Origin of the sequence: Rhizobium sp. 16-488-2b (genome assembly GCF_017741815.1) — a bacterium.
Taxonomy (GTDB): Bacteria; Pseudomonadota; Alphaproteobacteria; order Rhizobiales; family Rhizobiaceae; genus Rhizobium.
In genome coordinates this window covers 218,877-236,682 of sequence record NZ_JAGHMF010000034.1, presented here as the reverse complement: position 1 = coordinate 236,682, position 17,806 = coordinate 218,877, and the positions used below count along the sequence as shown (strand labels likewise).

At 61.4% G+C, this 17,806-nt stretch carries 17 protein-coding genes; 12 read left to right on the top strand and 5 right to left on the bottom strand.

What is annotated here, in order from left to right; translation table 11 throughout:
- Position 1: 1 nt before the first annotated feature.
- The 5 genes from J5286_RS24560 to J5286_RS24540 all read left to right on the top strand — a co-directional run bounded on the left by J5286_RS24560 (position 2) and on the right by J5286_RS24540 (position 6,369).
- Entirely contained in the window at positions 2 to 1,054 is a 1,053-nt protein-coding gene (locus J5286_RS24560; RefSeq protein WP_047503584.1) for an ABC transporter permease, read from the top strand.
- Between the two features lie 86 nt (positions 1,055 to 1,140).
- The gene (locus J5286_RS24555) at positions 1,141 to 2,088 is read left to right on the top strand and encodes a D-ribose ABC transporter substrate-binding protein (RefSeq protein WP_018896948.1); all 948 of its coding nucleotides are present in this window, start codon (positions 1,141 to 1,143) and stop codon (positions 2,086 to 2,088) included.
- A 103-nt stretch (positions 2,089 to 2,191) separates the two neighbouring features.
- Entirely contained in the window at positions 2,192 to 3,052 is an 861-nt protein-coding gene (locus J5286_RS24550; protein ID WP_018896947.1) for a DeoR/GlpR family DNA-binding transcription regulator, read from the top strand.
- A 7-nt stretch (positions 3,053 to 3,059) separates the two neighbouring features.
- The gene (locus J5286_RS24545; RefSeq protein ID WP_209192411.1) at positions 3,060 to 4,589 is read left to right on the top strand and encodes an FGGY-family carbohydrate kinase; all 1,530 of its coding nucleotides are present in this window, start codon (positions 3,060 to 3,062) and stop codon (positions 4,587 to 4,589) included.
- A 58-nt stretch (positions 4,590 to 4,647) separates the two neighbouring features.
- Positions 4,648 to 6,369, top strand: coding sequence for a glycerol-3-phosphate dehydrogenase/oxidase (locus tag J5286_RS24540; RefSeq protein ID WP_209192409.1), 1,722 nt, complete (start codon positions 4,648 to 4,650; stop codon positions 6,367 to 6,369).
- 11 nt (positions 6,370 to 6,380) lie between these two features.
- Here J5286_RS24540 and J5286_RS24535 read toward each other — a convergent pair whose 3' ends face one another.
- Positions 6,381 to 8,198: a bifunctional diguanylate cyclase/phosphodiesterase gene (locus tag J5286_RS24535; RefSeq protein WP_209192970.1), complete on the bottom strand. Its 1,818-nt coding sequence runs from the start codon at positions 8,196 to 8,198 to the stop codon at positions 6,381 to 6,383.
- A gap of 121 nt (positions 8,199 to 8,319) precedes the next feature.
- Positions 8,320 to 8,571, bottom strand: a complete 252-nt coding sequence (locus tag J5286_RS24530; protein ID WP_047503574.1) for a DUF982 domain-containing protein — start codon at positions 8,569 to 8,571, stop codon at positions 8,320 to 8,322.
- Between the two features lie 154 nt (positions 8,572 to 8,725).
- On the opposite strand from J5286_RS24530, the gene J5286_RS24525 reads away from it, so the two are divergent.
- Positions 8,726 to 8,959: a hypothetical protein gene (locus J5286_RS24525; RefSeq protein WP_245206524.1), complete on the top strand. Its 234-nt coding sequence runs from the start codon at positions 8,726 to 8,728 to the stop codon at positions 8,957 to 8,959.
- Positions 8,960 to 9,138: 179 nt separating this feature from the next.
- Entirely contained in the window at positions 9,139 to 9,738 is a 600-nt protein-coding gene (locus tag J5286_RS24520) for a nitroreductase family protein (protein WP_111565090.1), read from the top strand.
- Positions 9,739 to 9,818: 80 nt separating this feature from the next.
- Here the strand turns inward: J5286_RS24520 and J5286_RS24515 are convergent, their stop codons facing one another.
- From J5286_RS24515 to J5286_RS24505, 3 genes are all read right to left on the bottom strand, one after another.
- Positions 9,819 to 10,520 (bottom strand): RibD family protein, encoded by a 702-nt coding sequence (locus tag J5286_RS24515; RefSeq protein ID WP_209192407.1) that lies wholly within the window; start codon positions 10,518 to 10,520, stop codon positions 9,819 to 9,821.
- Entirely contained in the window at positions 10,517 to 10,918 is a 402-nt protein-coding gene (locus tag J5286_RS24510) for a (R)-mandelonitrile lyase (protein WP_209192405.1), read from the bottom strand. The genes J5286_RS24515 and J5286_RS24510 overlap by 4 nt, the downstream gene beginning before the upstream one ends.
- 130 nt (positions 10,919 to 11,048) lie before the next feature.
- Complete coding sequence (locus tag J5286_RS24505; protein ID WP_209192403.1) at positions 11,049 to 11,939, bottom strand: LysR family transcriptional regulator; 891 nt, start codon at positions 11,937 to 11,939, stop codon at positions 11,049 to 11,051.
- A gap of 162 nt (positions 11,940 to 12,101) precedes the next feature.
- On the opposite strand from J5286_RS24505, the gene J5286_RS24500 reads away from it, so the two are divergent.
- From J5286_RS24500 to J5286_RS24480, 5 genes are all read left to right on the top strand, one after another.
- Complete coding sequence (locus tag J5286_RS24500; RefSeq protein WP_209215388.1) at positions 12,102 to 13,772, top strand: amidohydrolase; 1,671 nt, start codon at positions 12,102 to 12,104, stop codon at positions 13,770 to 13,772.
- 117 nt (positions 13,773 to 13,889) lie between these two features.
- A complete protein-coding gene (locus J5286_RS24495; protein ID WP_209192400.1) occupies positions 13,890 to 14,990 on the top strand; it encodes an ABC transporter ATP-binding protein in 1,101 nt (366 codons plus the stop codon).
- 1 nt (position 14,991) lies between these two features.
- A complete protein-coding gene (locus J5286_RS24490) occupies positions 14,992 to 15,912 on the top strand; it encodes an ABC transporter permease (protein ID WP_112950384.1) in 921 nt (306 codons plus the stop codon).
- The gene (locus tag J5286_RS24485) at positions 15,905 to 16,705 is read left to right on the top strand and encodes an ABC transporter permease (protein ID WP_209192399.1); all 801 of its coding nucleotides are present in this window, start codon (positions 15,905 to 15,907) and stop codon (positions 16,703 to 16,705) included. Before J5286_RS24490 ends, J5286_RS24485 begins: the two co-directional genes overlap by 8 nt.
- Positions 16,706 to 16,727: 22 nt before the next feature.
- Positions 16,728 to 17,762, top strand: coding sequence for an ABC transporter substrate-binding protein (locus tag J5286_RS24480; protein WP_162718083.1), 1,035 nt, complete (start codon positions 16,728 to 16,730; stop codon positions 17,760 to 17,762).
- The last annotated feature ends 44 nt before the right edge of the window (positions 17,763 to 17,806 follow it).

The window sequence follows — 17,806 nt, the reverse complement described above, 5'->3', positions numbered from 1 at the left end:
TATGTCAGTCACTGAAGCAAACGACAAAAAGACAGTTTCGAACGGGCCACGGCGGGATTTCAATATCATTCGCCTGCTGCTGGAAGGTCGCGCGTTCTTCGCGCTGATCGTCATCATCGCGGTCTTCTCCTTCCTGTCGCCTTACTATTTCAGCCTCAACAACTTCCTGATCATGGCTTCGCACGTGGCGATCTTCGGGATCTTGGCGATCGGCATGTTGCTCGTCATATTGAACGGCGGCATCGACCTTTCGGTCGGCTCGACCCTGGGTCTCGCCGGTTGTATCGCTGGCTTCCTGATGCAGGGCGTACAGCTTCCCACCTTCGGCGTCATTCTCTACACGCCGGTTTGGGCGGTCGTGGTCCTGACCTGCGCGATGGGTGCGCTGGTCGGCGCCGTCAATGGCGTGCTGATCGCCTATCTCAAGGTCCCGGCCTTCGTCGCCTCGCTCGGCGTTCTCTACGTTGCCCGCGGCATCGCGCTGCTGATGACGAACGGCCTGACCTACAACAATCTCGGCGGCCGCCCCGAACTCGGCAATACCGGCTTCGACTGGCTCGGCTTCAACCGTCTCGGTGGCATTCCGATCGGCGTGCTCGTGCTTGCGGCTCTCGCCATCATCTGCGGCATCGTGCTCAGCAAGACCGCTTTCGGTCGCTGGCTCTACGCGTCCGGTGGCAATGAACGCGCCGCCGAACTCTCCGGCGTTCCCGTCAAGCGCGTCAAGATCCTCGTCTACGTGTTCTCCGGCGTCTGCGCGGCCATTGCCGGTCTGGTCCTTTCCTCCCAGCTGACGTCCGCCGGTCCGACCGCGGGCACGACCTATGAACTGACGGCGATTGCTGCCGTGGTCATCGGCGGTGCTGCGCTCACCGGCGGACGGGGGACCGTACGCGGCACCATGCTCGGCGCTTTCGTCATCGGCTTCCTGTCGGACGGCCTCGTCATCATCGGCGTCTCGGCCTACTGGCAGACTGTCTTCACCGGCGCGGTCATCGTTCTCGCCGTTCTCATGAACAGCATCCAATACGGGCGTCGGGTCAAATCCTCCTGACGCACGCCACCGAACTTCTCCGCAACATTGCGGAAAGCACCGCCGGGAAGCCGGCACAACACGAACTCATCAATGGGAGAGAGATTATGTTTAAAAAGGGCATGCGCGTTCTTCTGGCAGCTGTTGCCGTAGCGCCGATCTTCGTAAGCTCGGCATGGGCTGAGGGCCTGATGACGGTTATCGTCAACGACCCGTCCAACCCCTACTGGCTGACCGAAGGCAACGTTGCCAAGGCAACTGCTGAGAAGCTCGGCTACACCGCAACCGTCGGCGCGCACAAGGGTGACACCAACACCGAAAGCAACCTGATCGACACCGCGATCACCAACAAGTCGGTTGCCATCATCCTCGACCCGGCAAACGCCGATGGTTCGGTTGGCGCCGTCAAGAAGGCCGTTGCCGCTGGCATCCCGGTCATCCTCGTCAACGCTGAAATCAACCAGGAAGGCCTGGCCAAGGCACAGCTCGTTTCCAACAACGCACAGGGTGCGGCCATTGGTGCGCAGCAGTGGGTTGAAGCTGTCGGCGACAAGGGCAAGTATGCCGAACTCTTCGGCTCTCCTTCCGACAACAACGCCGCAACGCGCTCGAACGGCTACGAGTCGGTTCTGACCCAGTATCCTGACCTCGTGAAGTCGGCCAAGGAAGTTGCCAACTGGGATCGTACCCAGGGCCACAACAAGATGCAGTCGATGCTCCAGGCAAACCCTGACATCATCGGCGTCATCTCCGGCAACGACGAAATGGCTCTCGGCGCGATCGCAGCACTGAAGGAAGCCGGCAAGCTGGCAAACGTCAAGGTTGGCGGTTTCGACGGCTCGCCTGACGCGGTAGCCGCCATCAAGGCCGGCGATCTGCAGTACACCGTCCTGCAGCCGGTCGCCGTGTTCTCGGAAGAAGCCGTCAAGCAGGCCGACAATGTCATCAAGAACGGCAGCACCGGCGCCAAAAGCGAAAAGCAGCTCTTCGATTGCCTGCTGATCACCAAGGACAACGTCGACAAGTACACGGCTCCCTTCGTTCTCGAGCAGTAAGACACGGAAGGGGACGCCTCGCTGAGGCGCCCCCTTTTTCCTCCACAGTTGCGTATCTTCGCGATACAACGCGCACACCAGTCGTCCGAGCGCAGAGGCCATCGTGACACAGAAGATAGGCGCAGGCGCGCTCCCCATCGACGAACTTCCAAGCGACAGCCGGCAGACGCGTCAGCTCGTGCGCCGGCAGATGATCGCCGAGGCCGTGATGGCGGAAGGACAGATGCGGATCGAGGATCTGACCGATCGCTTCGGCATCAGCTTGATGACCGCGCATCGCGACGTCGACGACCTCGTCAGCCGCGGCCTGTTTCGCAAGACGCGCGGCGTGGTGACGGCCGCCGCCTCCAGCCTGATCGAATCCAGCGACGTCTATCGCTCCGGCCGTCAATCAGCGGAAAAGAACATGATCGCTGCGGCCGCCATGCAGTTCGTCGAGCCGGGACAGGCGATCTTCTTCGATGATTCCACCACCGTACTGCCGATGGCAGACCACCTGCCCGCGAAGGTTCCGATCACGGCGATCACCAACTCGCTGACACTGATCAACGCATTGAAGGGCATGCAGGACCTGACATTGCTGGCGCTCGGCGGGCAATATTACAACTGGTGCAACGCCTTCGTCGGCCGCACCACCGTCAACGAGATCCACCGTCTGCGCGCCGACGTCGCCTTCATTTCCATGTCGGCGATCACCGACGATCTGGTCTTTCACCAGTCGCCCGAGATGGTCGACACGAAACGCGCCATGTTCGACTGCGCCGCCAAGCGCGTCCTCCTGGCCGACCACACCAAATTCGAGCGGCGCGCCCTGCATCGCTTCGCAGCCCTCAGCGAATTCGACGTCATCATCGTCGACGACAAGACGCCCGCCGTCCATATCGACCGCATGCGATCACGCGATATCAACGTGATCATCGCGCGAGAGGACAAGGCGCGTCTGCGACCACATCAGCCGGAGTAAAGCCTGAATGCCAAGTCTGCTTGGAATAGATAGCGGCCTCACCGTCACCAAGGCCGTGATCTTCGACGTCGACGGAACGCCGATCGCGGTCGCCCGCCGCCGCGTGACCCAGTTCATGCCGCATGCGCGCCATGTCGAGCGCGACATGAACGAACTCTGGACACAGACGGCCGATGCCATTCGCGAGGCGATCGAACTCAGCGGCCGCCCGGCCAGCGACATCGCCGCAATCGCGGCCACCGCGCATGGCGACGGCATTTACCTCACCGACAAGACCAACGCCCCTCTCGGCCGCGCACTTCTGTCGCTCGACAGCCGTTCCGTCGATATCGTCGAGGCCTGGCTTGCCAGCCCGCTCGCCGACGAGGCGCTGGAACTGACCGGCCAGGTCCCGCACGTATCGGCGCCCTCTGCACTGCTCGCCTGGATCAAGAAACACGAGCCGGCACGCTACAAGGAGATCGGCCATATCCTCTCGTGCAAGGACTGGCTGCGGTTCTGCCTGAGCGGCGTCATCGGCACAGATCGCACCGAGGCGAGCACCTCCTTCACCAACGTCCGGACGCAGGATTACGATCTCGATGCCCTGAGGCTGTTCGGCATCGAGGAGATGGTTTCCGCATTGCCGCCGATTTCCCGCTCAGACGAGATCATCGGCTACGTGACTGCGCAAACCGCCGAACGCACCGGCCTCGCCGTCGGAACGCCCGTCGTTGCCGGGCTGCATGACGTGACAGCCTCCGCGCTCGGCTCCGGCGGCTATGCGGATGATGTCGTTGCCGTGATTGCCGGCACCTACTCCATCAACGAAACGCTGTCGCCGCATCCGCGCATGGACCGCCGCTGGTTCTGCCGCAACGCCATCGAACCCGGCCAGTGGAACAACATGTCGATCTCGCCGGCATCGACGGCCAACTACGACTGGTTCCTCGATACGCTCTGCGCCAGCGAGCGCCAGAGTGTCGAGGCATCCGGCGGCTCGGTCCACGCGCTGCTCGCCCCGGAGATCGAAGCCGCCTTCGAGCGCCCGCTGACAGCCCTCTTCCATCCCTATCTCTTCGGCTCGCCCTATGGCGCTGCCGCCAGCGCCGGCTTCTTCGGTCTCGGCGGCTGGCACAATCGCGGCGATATGCTGCGTGCCGTGCTCGAGGGCATCGCCTTCAACCATCGCATCCATGTCGACGCCTTGCGGGATGGCTTCACCTTCAGCGAGGCGCGCCTTGCCGGCGGCATCTCGCGCAACAAGCGCGTGGTGCAGATGTTCGCCGACATCCTCGGCATGCCGGCGACGGTCACCGAGACCGACGAAGCGGCCGCTTGGGGTGCTGCCCTTTGCGCCGGAGCGGGCGCCGGTCTCTATGCAAGCCCTCGGAACGATCCACGCGACACGGCGGCCATCGCGCATCGCTGCTACCCTGATGCGGCGCGAAGTGCCGCATACCAGGAGCGCTACGACCTCTTCCGCGAGATCGCCGATGCCATGGCGCCCATCTGGCCGAAGATCGGCAAGCTCACCGCAGGCAAGCCATCCGCTTGAGATACGAACCGCGCCCGCCGGGCACGGTTGCAAATGACATTCAGCAGGACGATTTCAGATGATCGACATTTCCGCCGCCAACACGCTTCGTTTCCAAGACCTCGGCGCGATCAAGGATATTGACGTCGTCATCCTCGGCGCGGGTATCAACGGCGCGGGAACCTTCCGCGATCTTTGCGTCCAGGGTGTCGACTGCCTGATCGTCGACAAGGCGGATTTCGGCTCGGGCACGAGTTCGGCGCCCTCGCGGCTGATCCATGGCGGATTGAAATATCTGGAAACGGGCGAGTTTGGCCTGGTCGCGCAATCCACGCTGGAGCGCAACCTGCTGCTGCGCAACGCGCCGCATTGCGTCGAGCCGCTGCCGACTTTCATTCCAGTATTCTCCTGGACGCGCGGCATCTGGGCGGCATTGAGGACACTGACCGGCTCGACCACTGCACCGCGCAGCCGCGGCGCCGTTCTCGTCAAGATCGGTCTACGGATGTATGACTTCTTCGGCGCCCGCAACCGGGTGATGCCGAACCATCGCTTTCTGTTCAAGAAGAAGGCGCTCAAGGAGATGCCGCATGTCACGCCCGCCATCGTCGCGGGCGGCATCTACTACGACGCCAAGATCAGCCGCCCGGAGCGCCTGGTCTACGAACTCGTGGCGGACGGGCTGCAGGCCAACGAGCACGCGCTGGCCACCAACTTCACGACGCTGGTCTCATCGGAAAACGGCGTACTGACCTTAAAGCGCGCCAATGGCGAGACGTTCTCCGTTCGGCCGAAGCTGGTGATCAACGCCGCCGGACCATGGATCGATCATGCCAACGCCTCGCTCAACGCGCCCTCGAAGCTGATCGGCGGCACCAAGGGCTCGCATATCCTGCTCGACCATCCGGAACTGGTGAAAAGCCTCAACGGACACATGATCTACTTCGAGGCGGATGATGGCCGCATCTGCCTCGTTTACGACTATCTGGGTCTCGCCATGGTCGGCTCGACCGACATACCGGCCAGCGATCCGGAAAACGTGCGCTGCGAGGAGCCGGAGATCGAATATTTCCTCGAGAGCGTACGCTCCCTTCTTCCTTCTCTGCGCTTCAGCCGCGATCAGGTGGTCTATACCTATAGCGGCATTCGCCCGCTACCGGCCTCCGACGCCTCGTCGCCCGGTCTAATCAGCCGCGATCACTCGGCGCCGGTGATGGAAGCGACGGCGAAGCGTCCCTTCCCTGTCGTCTCGCTGGTCGGCGGAAAATGGACGACGTTTCGTGGCTTCTCCGAGGAGGTCGCCGACCTCGCGCTCAAACGCCTCCAGCGCACACGCCGCCAATCGACGCAGCAACTGGCTATCGGTGGCGGACGCCAGTTTCCTGGTGACGCCGCTCAGCGTCGGGCTTGGCTAGCAGCCGCCGCACAGAAGAACGGTATCGATATGAAGCGCGCCGAGACGCTCCTATTGCGATACGGCACCACGGCATCCGCGATCCTCGATCACGAAGCAACGTCCCCTCACCGCGACAGCGAACGGCTTTCAGATGCGGACCATTACAGCCTGCTCGAGATCGACTGGATCGCCAGAAAGGAGTTCGTAGTCCATCTCTCCGACATCGTCCTTCGCCGAACCACGATCGCGATCGAAGGCGCGTTGACGATGGCGGGCCTGCAGGACATGGCGAAGGTTACCGCCGAAGCGCTCGGCTGGGATACTGCGCGCATGGAGAAAGAGATCGAGGATGTCGTGACAACGCTTGCGGATTTCCACGGGCAGGACCTCAGAAAAACGGCCTGATTATCGCCGTCCTATGCGAGACGTGACATCGCCTGCTCGTCGGACGTCGGATGCTGGCCGAACTCCCGCAACAGCCAGGCCGCCGAATGGCGATCGACCGCCTTGTGGAACAGATAGCCCTGCCCCAACAGACAGCCGAGCGCGCGCAGGTGTTCGGCCTGCATCTCCGTTTCTATTCCCTCGGCCACGACGCGAATGCCGAGCTTCTCGGCGATCCCCATCAGGCCTTCGATGATCACCGCACCCGCGTCGCCGGGCACGAGACGATCGACGAATGACTTGTCGATCTTGATGATATCCACGGGAACGGTGAGCAGATGCGTCAGCGACGCAAAGCCGGTCCCGAAGTCGTCGAGCGCGACGCGCAGCCCTCTGGACCGCATCGCCTTGATCTCGTTTGCCACGACATGATCGCCCTGGCCGAGATAGACCGATTCCGTGACCTCTATGATGACGTGCTTCAGCGGTATGCCTGATGCCGCAAACGCGCTGCACAGCCGCTCCTGAAGATGACCGGCATGAAAATCGGCCGCCGACAGATTGATGCCGACATGCTGGAACGGCAGGCCCATATCCAGCCAGCGCCTAACATCGGCTGCAACGCGCGACAGCATGCGCTCGGTCAACTCGGACGCCACCTGGGCGTCCAGTGTCGCATCATGGAAGTTCGCCGCCGAAACCACGTCTCCGGCCTGCGTGGTCATCCGGCAGAGGGCCTCGAAGCCGACGACCTCGCGCGTGTCGAGGCGAAGGATCGGCTGGTAGTGAGCATCGATGCGGTTCTGCGCCAGCGCGACACTGACGTCGCGGATGGCGCGGAAGCGGCGCGTCAGAGATGTCCCCAGTCCCGTATGATAGGCCGTGTATTGACCACGGTTACGCTCCTTGCCGTGGTAGAGTGCCACATCGGCATTGTGCCGGACCTGCTCGGGCGTGTCGTCGATCTCGGCGATTGCGCCGCCAATGCTGGCCGCCGGAAAGATCACATGGCCATCGCACTGCGCCGGCCGCTTGATCTCCCGCAGGATGTCCTCGGCCTTCGCGGCAAGGTCCGGCTCCGGGCCGTCATGCAGAATGACCGCGAACTCGTCGCCCCCCAATCGGAACGTTGTTTCGGTCGGCATGGTGGCGGCCATGCGCCGTGCCACGACCTGAATGAGCGCATCACCCGCGCCATGACCGAACGTGTCGTTCACCAGCTTCAAGTTGTCGACGTCGACAAGCAGCATGCCCCAGCTTCGATCTTCGGATCGATGCTGCTGTTTGAGCACCTCGTTGAACCGCGCGCGATTGGGCAGCCCGGTCAGGGCATCCGTGTAGGTCAGTGCCTCGCGCTCTAGCGCGCGTTCGTTTCTCTCCAGCGCAATTGCGCAAAGATGCACGCATGCATCCACCACATCGCGTTCCAGTTGGCTGGGCCCGCGCTTTTCACGGAAGTAAAAGGCGAAGGTCGCGAGAACCCGATCGCCGCTCATGATCGGCGTCGACCAGCAGGCCTTGAAGCCCAGGGGGAGAACCATGGCTTTGAAGTCCTGCCAGCGCGCATCGTTTTCGATGTCGGTAACAGTCACCGGCACGCCATGATAGGCCGCCGTCCCGCAGGAGCCGGCCAGAGGGCCTATGGCCAGATTGTCCACGGCCTGCGAATAGGTGAGCGGCAGCGATGGCCCGGCAAGCGGATGCATTCGGCCATCCTTGACCGTCAGCACCGAACAGACCGTCCAGGGGATGGCGGCTTCCACGCGCGTGCAAAGATCATGGACGACGGCGCCGAGCGGCTCGCCCTTGGCGATCATTTCAAGAATGGCATTCTGCAGCGTCAGCATGATTGTCCCACTCGAGATTACGAAACCCATAGTGGCACGCTCGTGTTCAAATCGGATTGAATGCATCATTAAACTTCTATCTTTGCACTCTACCTAAATAAGATTTTTCTGATTTCTGCTCCGGCTATCGTTCCTTGACGTAAACATTGGCCTCGACAGCCGCCGCGATGAAGGCATTTCTGGCCTCGGATGGCGGTCGCTTGCCGCTTAGAACCTGCTGGCAGGTGCGCTTGGCGGTCTTCAGACTGCGCCCGCGAGCGATTGGCCACGCCGTATTCAACGCCGTGGCGGCCTCGCTTGTATTCGTCACTGTTCGAAATTCGCCGTATCTGCTCGCCTGGAAGTAGATCGGCCGACTCCATCGTTTCGGGTCCATAACGCAATACCTCCGATACCGGTTAACGCACGTCCGGTTGTGGCGTTCCAATATTTGAACGTCATCGTCGATACCGGACGGTCGGCGACGATTTTGCGCGGCTGTGCTTTGCCGGTCATAGCGCCCCGGCGGATACGCGTTACGGTGGTGCGAAATGGGGGTGGATGCGATGACGAAGACGGATTGGCCAAAAGAGGCGCTGACATCGGAAGCAATGGAGATGCTGGATCGCATCCTCAAACAATGGTGCCTTGAGCAGAACTGCAACGTGAGCAGTGACCGGGGTCAGGCGACCGCCAAGGCGCTGATCGACTGGTTTGAATTCGGCGTGCAGGACGAGAAAGAGCTCGCGCGGCTGGCGCGCGACGAGTTGCCGCTAAAGTCATAGCCTTCGGGAGGCACGGGCGAAACGGTCACAAGATCGCGATGGAGCAAAAAAATCTCGCGCGCTTGATGCAACGCAATATGCATATCCGTTCGCATGCACTATCCCTTCTTGCCGGCCGCATGTCGCTGCTCCTCCCAGCAGCAGGGTGGCCGCATATACGAAAAAGGATAGCGCCCCACATGACCAATACTCTTATTGAATCCATCAAGAAGCGCCGCAGCCAGTATGCGCTCGGCAAGACCCTGCCGATCTCCCAGGAAGAAACCACCAAGCTCATCCAGGAAGCCGTCAAGCACACGCCGTCTTCCTTCAACTCGCAGAGCTCGCGCGTTCTGGTTCTCTACGGCGCCGAGAGCGACAAGCTCTGGGGCTTCGTGATGGACGCACTGCGCAAGATCGTGCCCGCCGACGCGTTTGAATCGACTGAAAAGCGCATCAACAGCTTCGCCGCAGGTGCCGGCACCGTTCTCTTCTTTGAAGACCAAGACGTCGTGAAGGGCCTGCAGGAAAAGTTCGCGCTTTACGCTGACAACTTCCCGATCTGGTCGGAACAGTCGAGCGGCATGGCTCAGTTCGCCGTCTGGTCGGCGCTCGCCGCATCCGACATCGGCGCCAGCCTGCAGCACTACAACCCGCTGGCCGACGCCGAGATCGCAGCCGCGTGGAACATCCCGGCCTCGTGGAAGCTGCGCGCGCAGATGCCGTTCGGCGCCAACTCCGCCGCCTTCGGCGAAAAGGCGTTCATGGACGACAGCGACCGCTTCAAGGTCTTCGGCTGATAATATCTGCCGGCGGCGTCATGCGCCGCCGGTTTATTTGCCAAAGCAGTAGCTCGACACAACGCGCTATACCAATGCGCCTAACGCGAAGCCTTTACGGCGTAGGTCAAGTGCAACATGCCGTCATCCAGCTTGTCGCATGAGAGAAGCGAAAGCTCGCATTTGCCCGCCAAACCATCCTGCCCGAATTCGATGAACCGGTCGCTTCCCTTGCGCGCATCGACGGCAGGGGCCATCAGCAGGCTCAGTTCGTCGACCAGTCCCGCCGCGAAGAACGAACCGTTGACCGCCGCTCCGCCTTCCAGGAGCAGACGGTGGATATTGAATTCGCGTGCCAATGTTTCCAACAAGCCGGCGAGATCCATCTCGTCACCGTCGGATACGACATAGGACACGCCATCGGCAACGAGCTCGGCGAGATGCTGATCAGCGACATCCTTGCCGAGCGACACGATCACATGATCGCCATCAAAATCACCGCTGCTGAAATGCAGCTTGCCGTGCGGGTCGATGGCAATGGCAAAGCTCTGGGCATCCGGCTTGGCAATATGCAGCGATCGGTCGACCTCGAATGGTCCGGCCGGCGCATGCGGGCCGGCCTTCGACATTTCGGCCATCGTGACGCGGCCGACCAGCCACCCATCCGCGCCAAAACGCTTGTGCATCGTCTCGTAGGTCGCCGACCATACGGCGCGATTTCCATCCGGACTGGCCGTCCAGCGGCTCGGATGCAGGCCGCCGTCGAGCGAAGTCATCATGTGGCAGATTATGTATGGCTTCATGACGCGCTCAGACCCGCGTAATCCCGAGCCGTGACCTTCTCCATCCAGGTGACAGCGGACCCATCCTTCATCTCCGCGATCGCAAGATGGCTCATTGCGCAGTTGGGTGAAGCGCCGTGCCAATGCTTCTCGCCAGGCTCGAACCAGACGATATCGCCAGGTCGGATTTCCTCGATCTCCCCACCTTCACGCTGAGCCAAGCCGAGCCCCGACAACACGATCAATGTCTGCCCTAGCGGGTGCGTGTGCCAAGCGGTGCGCGCACCTGGCTCGAAGGTGACGGTCGCTCCGCTCAGATTTCCGCTGCCGTTGAACCGCGCATCAAGCCGAACAGTACCGGTGAAATAGTCATCCGGCCCTTTCGCCGACGCCATTGCGCCGCTTCTAGTAATTTCCACTGTCGCACTCCTGTGAGCGTTTTCGTTGCCGTTTTATCGAGCGAAATAGGCCAGTCGTCTGCCATCGACTAGGTGCATTGTTGCGCATAGCGCTATGCGAGCGATTCATAAAACGGATTGGTCGCGCGCCTCACCGATAGCGCAGCGCGTCAACGAGGAGCGCGAAGGCTGGCGATGCGAGACGACGACTCGGGTAATAGAGGTGATAGCCAGGAAACAGTGGCGACCAGTCTCCCAAAACCTCGATCAGCTTCCCTTCTTGGATCAGCTGGCCTAAGTGATCGTCCGGCAGGCATGTCAGCCCCAGCCCGCTGAGCGCCGCGTCGATGATCATCGGCACGTCGTTGCAAATGAATTGCCCCTCGACGCGCACGTTGAGTGGTCGCCCATCCTTCTCGAACTCCCAGGCGTAAAGGCCGCCGAGCGTCGGAAGCCGCAGGTTGATGCAGGTATGATGCGTCAGGTCTTGCGGCGTGATTGGTTTCGGGTGCCGCTCGAAATACTCGGGCGATCCGGCGACCACCATCCGAAGCTCCGGCCCGATCTTGACCGCGATCATGTCCTTTTCGACCCGTTCCCCCAACCGGACGCCGGCATCGTAGCGTTCGGTCACCAGATCGATCAGCCGTTGTTCGATCGAAATCTCGATGCTGATATCGGGATATTCGGCCATCAGCCGCTTGGCCGCCGGCATGAGAATGGTCTCGGCGGCATGCCGGCTCGACGTGATCCGGATCGTGCCGGCGGGCTTTTGCCGCATCGCGCTCAAAGCGTCGATACGTCCGCGAATATCGTTGAATGCGGGCCGCAACGTTTCTACGAGCTGCTCGCCCGCCTCCGTCGGCGACACGTTGCGTGTCGTCCTCGTCAACAGGCGCACGCCCATCCGCTCTTCGAGACGGCGAACCGTGTGGCTGAGCGAGGATTGCGATGTGCCGAGTTGGGCCGCCGCGCGTGTAAAACTGCGCTCTTCAGCTACCACCAGAAAAGCGGCAAGGTCTCCGAGTTCGTCGCGCTTCATCCATGAATCCATAGTATAATTTGAGCCCGAACCTAGCATCGCAGACATGGATATCACCAGTGATTATTTTCATCGTTGCGCGGTCAGGCCGCGCGAAAGCCGGTTGAATTCATCATCGTCATCGGTTTAGCTCGCATGCATTCCTTCAGCAGCGAGCATCCCATGACATCGACGGCCGACATCATCGTAATCAACGCCCGCGTCCTCACCCTCGATCCCCATTACCCTGACGCCCAAGCGGTGGCGCTTGGCAATGGAAAGATCATCGCTGTCGGCACCGGCGAGGAGATAGAGGCCCATCGCGGCCCCAGCACGCGAGTGATCGACGCGCACAACAAAACGGTTCTGCCGGGCTTTTCAGAAAACCACATGCACCTGTTTTCCGGTGCCGCCGAGCTGGATCATCTTCAGCTCAAGGGCGTGACGGGACTGGCCGCGCTGACCGAGGCCATCCGTGACTACGCGCAGGGCCGGCGGACGCAGAAGGTGCTTTTCGCACAGGGCGCCGACTACAATATTCTTGGCGAAGCAGAGCCGCTGACCCGCCAACACCTGGATGCCATCCTGCCAGATCAGCCGCTCGTTCTCTTCGCGCCCGATCATCATACGGCCTGGGCGAACACTGTTGCGCTTGAGCTGGTGGGCATTCTCCACGGCGCCGACCTAAGGCCCGGCAACGAGGTTGTGATGGGCGCGGATGGATTTGCCACCGGCGAGCTCCGCGAAATGGAAGCCTTCAGCCCGCTTCAGGCCGCCGGCGGTTTCGATCGCTACCGGCTCGGCCTCTCGACCGGCGGCGAGCCTGAGCCATATCCGGATGCCGCCCAGTGGGCGCAGGACATTGCCGTGATGCGAACGGGCCTTGCCTATTGCGCCCGCCATGGCATCACCACCGTCCAGAATATGGACGGCAATCTCTATCAGCTGCAGCTGCTCGCCGCGATAGAGAAGGAGGGTGGCCACCTGCCCTGCCGCGTGCAGATCCCCCTCCATTTCAAGAATTTCATGTCACTCGACATGCTCGATAAGGCCTCGAACATGGCGGCCAGCTACAAGAGCGACTGGCTCTCTTCCGGCCTCGTCAAACTCTTCTATGACGGCGTGATCGAAAGCGGCACCGCCGTGATGGTCGAGCCCTACGCCGACAAGCCAGGCGATCGCGGTGAGGGTTTATTCACGCCCGAAGCGTTTTGCGCGGTTGCCGTCGAGGCCGATCGGCGGGGCCTGCAGATTGCCGTCCACGCGATCGGAGACGGCGCTGTGCGGGCAGTGCTTGATGGTTACGCGGCGGCGCGCGAAGAGAATGGTGCGCGCGACAGCCGCCATCGCATCGAACATATCGAGGTTGTGTATCCAGACGACATCAAGCGTTTCGCCGAACTCGGCGTCATCGCCTCTATGCAGCCTCCCCATCCGCCGGGATGCGCCGGCCTGCCACTGGAGCCGACGATCTCGCGGATCGGCAAGCAGCGTTGGCCGGTCAGCTACGCCTGGCGCACGCTGAAGGACGCCGGTGCCCATATCTGCTTCGCATCCGATTGGCCGGTTTCGCCGATCGATCCGCTCGTAGGCCTCAAGGCGGCGGTGACGCGCAAGAAATGGAGCGACAGCGATCCCGACCAGTCTTTCTCGCTGCCGGAAGCGCTCGCCGCTTATTGTGTCGAGGGCGCTTACGCCGAGTTCAAGGAAGATCGCAAGGGCATGATCAGGCAAGGCTACTTGGCCGATATCGTCATTCTCGACAGCGATATCGAGGCGATCGACCCCGATGATCTCGACACCGTCAAGCCGGTCACGACTATCTGCGGCGGGTATATTAGTTTTTCCGATTGATAAATATTTTCTACCGGAAGCGTAAAATCTGGTTGTCAACGCAGAACGCGTGTGGTCACCTAGCCAAAAGCCGAAAAGGCGGGAACAGCAGCATCAGCAACCACGAGTGGGCCGCATATGGCGGGATTGAACGCGATTGAGATTCGCAGTGTTTCCAAGGTGTTCGGCTTTGGTGAGTACGCATTTTCCGCGGTAGACGACGCATCGGTTTCCATCAGGCAGAATGAGTTTTTCACCCTTCTCGGGCCATCCGGCTGCGGCAAGACAACGCTCCTGCGCCTGATCGCCGGCTTCGAATACCCGACATCAGGTGAGATCATGCTGAACGGCGATAACATCGCCGCGATGCCGCCATTCAAGCGGCCGATCAATACGGTCTTCCAGACCTACGCGCTGTTCCCACACATGACGGTTGCCGAAAACATCGGCTTCGGCCTGACCATGCTCGGCCGGCCGAAGCAGGAGATCCGCGACCGGGTCGCGGCGATGTTGAAGCTGGTGCGGATGGAAGCGCTCGCCAACCGCCGCACCAGCCAGATTTCGGGCGGCCAGCAGCAGCGCGTGGCGCTTGCCCGCGCGCTCGCGCCGCAGCCGAAGGTGCTTCTGCTCGACGAGCCCTTGTCGGCGCTGGACTACAAGCTGCGCAAGGACATGCAGATTGAGCTGAAGCGCCTGCAAGCCGAAACCGGGATCACCTTCATCTTCGTCACCCACGACCAGGAGGAAGCGCTGACCATGTCGGACCGCATCGCCGTGATGTCGGCGGGAAAGATCCTGCAGGTCGGCAACCCGCGCGAGATCTACGATGCGCCGACCGACCGCTTCGTGGCCGACTTCATCGGCGAGACGAATTTTCTGAAGGGGCGCATTCACGCGGTGAATTCAGGGATCGCGGAGGTGGAAACCGCCGCCGCCGGCCGCATTTCGGCGACGATGCCCAGCAATTTTTCCGATGACGGAGAGGTCACCCTGGTGCTCAGGCCGGAACACGCGGCCCTTTGCGGGCCGGCGGATCATGAACGCTGCCAGATGACGGGCACGCTGGAGACGATCGTCTATTTCGGCACGGATACGCATTATCACGTCCGCCTCGCCGACAACGAGACGCTGTTTACGCTGCGAGAGCAGAACAAGCCGCTGCAGGCTGCGCGGTACGCCGAGGGTGACAGGGTCGGCATCGCGATCGAGCCCAATGCCGCCAGGGTGCTGAGGAGCTGAAATGACCCATGTGGCGGATGTGATCGAAGCGGAAAAGAGCCGGGACATCCGGACGCGCTGGCTTCTTTCGCTACCCGCCCTGCTGATCATTCTCGCGGCCGCCAGCGGGCCGCTGCTGATCGTTGTCGCCTATTCGTTTCTGACGCCAGGCCCCTATGGCGACGTCGTCTGGGTGCCATCCATCGAGGGCTGGATCAACGTCGCGCTGCAACAGGACATTTTCGACGGTTCGCTATCTCTGGCCGACGCTCATGTCTCGATCTTCATCCGCTCTGTCGTGCTATCGCTCGCCACCACGCTGCTTACGCTCGCCATCGGCTTCCCGACCGCCTATTTCATCGCCACCCGCCGCGAGACGACCCGCGAGCTCTGGCTGCTATTGATCACCATCCCCTTCTGGACAAACCTCCTGATCCGTACCTTCGCGATCCTGGAGATCATTCGCAATGAAGGGCTGATCAACGGCTTGCTCATGCGCTTCGGGCTGATCTCGAAGCCGATCCAGATGCTGTTTACTGACGGCGCGATCCTGACCGGCATGGTCTATGTGTACCTGCCGCTGATGGTCCTGCCGCTCTATGCCAGCATGGAGAAGATCGATTTCCGCTTGGTCGAGGCGGGATACGATCTTTACGCCACGCCTTTCAAGGTCCTGCGGCGGATCATCATTCCGCTGGTCAAGCCGGGCATCATCGCCGGCTCCATCCTCGTCTTCATCCCGGCGCTCGGCGCCTATGTGACGCCCAGCATTCTCGGCGGCGGCAAGAACCTGATGCTCGGCAACCTGATCGAACTGCAGTTCGGACAAGGGCGCAACTGGCCGCTCGGCTCGGCATTGTCGATCACGCTGATGATGATCGTGATGATCGCCCTGCTCTTCTATGTGCGCAACGCGGGCGGGCAGGAGAACCGGCATGGCTAGATCTTTCTCCATCCAGCGCCAGTGCGGCTTCACCACCATCGCGATGATCTGCTTCGCGGCTCTCTATCTGCCGATCGGCGTGCTGGTTTTCTATTCGTTCAACGCCGGCGAGTCGCTCGCGTCGTTCGACGGCATATCGCTGCGCTGGTTCCAGAAGGCCTTCGAGAACAAGCAGGTGATCGACGCCTCGCTGCGCTCGCTGCAGATCGCGGCAATCGCCGCCGTCGTCTCGACGATCGCGGCGACGATGGCGGCGCTTGCGACCACGCGCACCGCGCCCTATCGCGGCCTGACGATGAAGTATGCATTCATCAACCAGCCGCTGATGATCCCCGAGATCGTCACCGCCGTCGCGCTTCTGATCTTCTTCGCGCGCATCAAGATCTGGACCGGTTACGCCGGCATCGGCTACCTCATCGCCGCCCACACAGCCTTCTGCATCCCCTTTGCCTATCTGCCGATCCGCGCGCGGCTCGAGAATATGGACCTGACGCTTGAGAAGGCGGCGGCCGACCTCTATGCCACGCCGTGGAAGGCCTTCCGCCATGTGACGCTGCCGCTGCTGTGGCCAGGCATTCTCGCCGGCTTCATGCTGGCCTTCGTCATCTCGCTCGATGATGTCGTCATCACCGAATTCGTCAAATCCGCAGGCCAGGATACGCTTCCGACCTACATGCTCGGCCAGATCCGCCGCTCCATCACGCCCGAAATGAACGCGATCTCGACGCTGTTTCTCGGCCTGTCGATCCTCGTCGTCTCCATCTTCTTTGTCGTCAATCGAAAACGTGCCTGAAAACAAGAGAGGGAACATGCGCATGAAACGGATGACTTCGACAATCGCCCTTATGGCGGCACTCCTTGGCACCGCGGGCCTCGCCCATGCCGAGGGTGAGCTCAACATCTACAACTGGGGCAATTACACCAGCCCTGAGATGATCAAGAAGTTCGAGGACAAGTACAAGGTCAAGGTGACGATCACTGACTATGATTCCAACGACACGGCGCTTGCCAAGGTCCGCCAGGGTGGCTCCGGCTTCGACATGGTCGTGCCCTCGCAGAACTACATTCCGATCTGGATTTCCGAGGGTCTGTTGCTTGAGACCGATCCGGACAAGATGGAAAACTTCAAGAACGTCGCCAAGGAATGGGCCAATCCCGACTTCGATCCCGGCCGCAAATACACCGTTCCGTGGGCGATGGGCATTGTCGGCACTGTCGTCAATACAGACGTCTACAAGGGTGACATCAACACCTGGGGCATCATCTTCGACACGCCGGCCGAGCTGAAGGGCAAGGTCAACGTCGTCCCCGAAATGACCGACGTCATCGACGCGGCCGTGCTCTACAATGGCGGCAAGAAGTGCACCGGCGATCTGGCCGTACTCAAGAAAGTGCGCGACACGCTGCTGAAGGCCAAGCCCGACTGGGTGGCGATGGAATATGGCACCATTGAGAAGATGGGTTCGGGCGACTTCGCGGCATCGAGCGACTGGAACGGCTCGGCCTTCCGCCAGCGCCTCAAGAACCCCGCGATCAAGTTCGGTTATCCCAAGGAAGGCTTCGTCAACTGGAGCGACAATCTCTCCGTCCTCAAGGACGCCAAGAATGTCGAGAACGCCAAACTGTTCCAGAACTTCATGATGGATCCTGAGAACGCGGGCATGAATTCCGGTTTCCACCGCTATGCAAACGGCATTGCCGGCTCCGACAAGTTCATGCCCGAGGACATGAAGAATGCGCCCGAGATCACCATCCCGGCGGAATTCGCGTCCGTCGGCGTGCCATCCCAGACCTGCCCGCCTGATGTTCAGGCGCTCTACACGAAGATCTGGACCGAGCTGCAGAAGTAAGCCCGATCTCGGTACCCCGCCCGTCGATGGTGCGGGGTGCCACC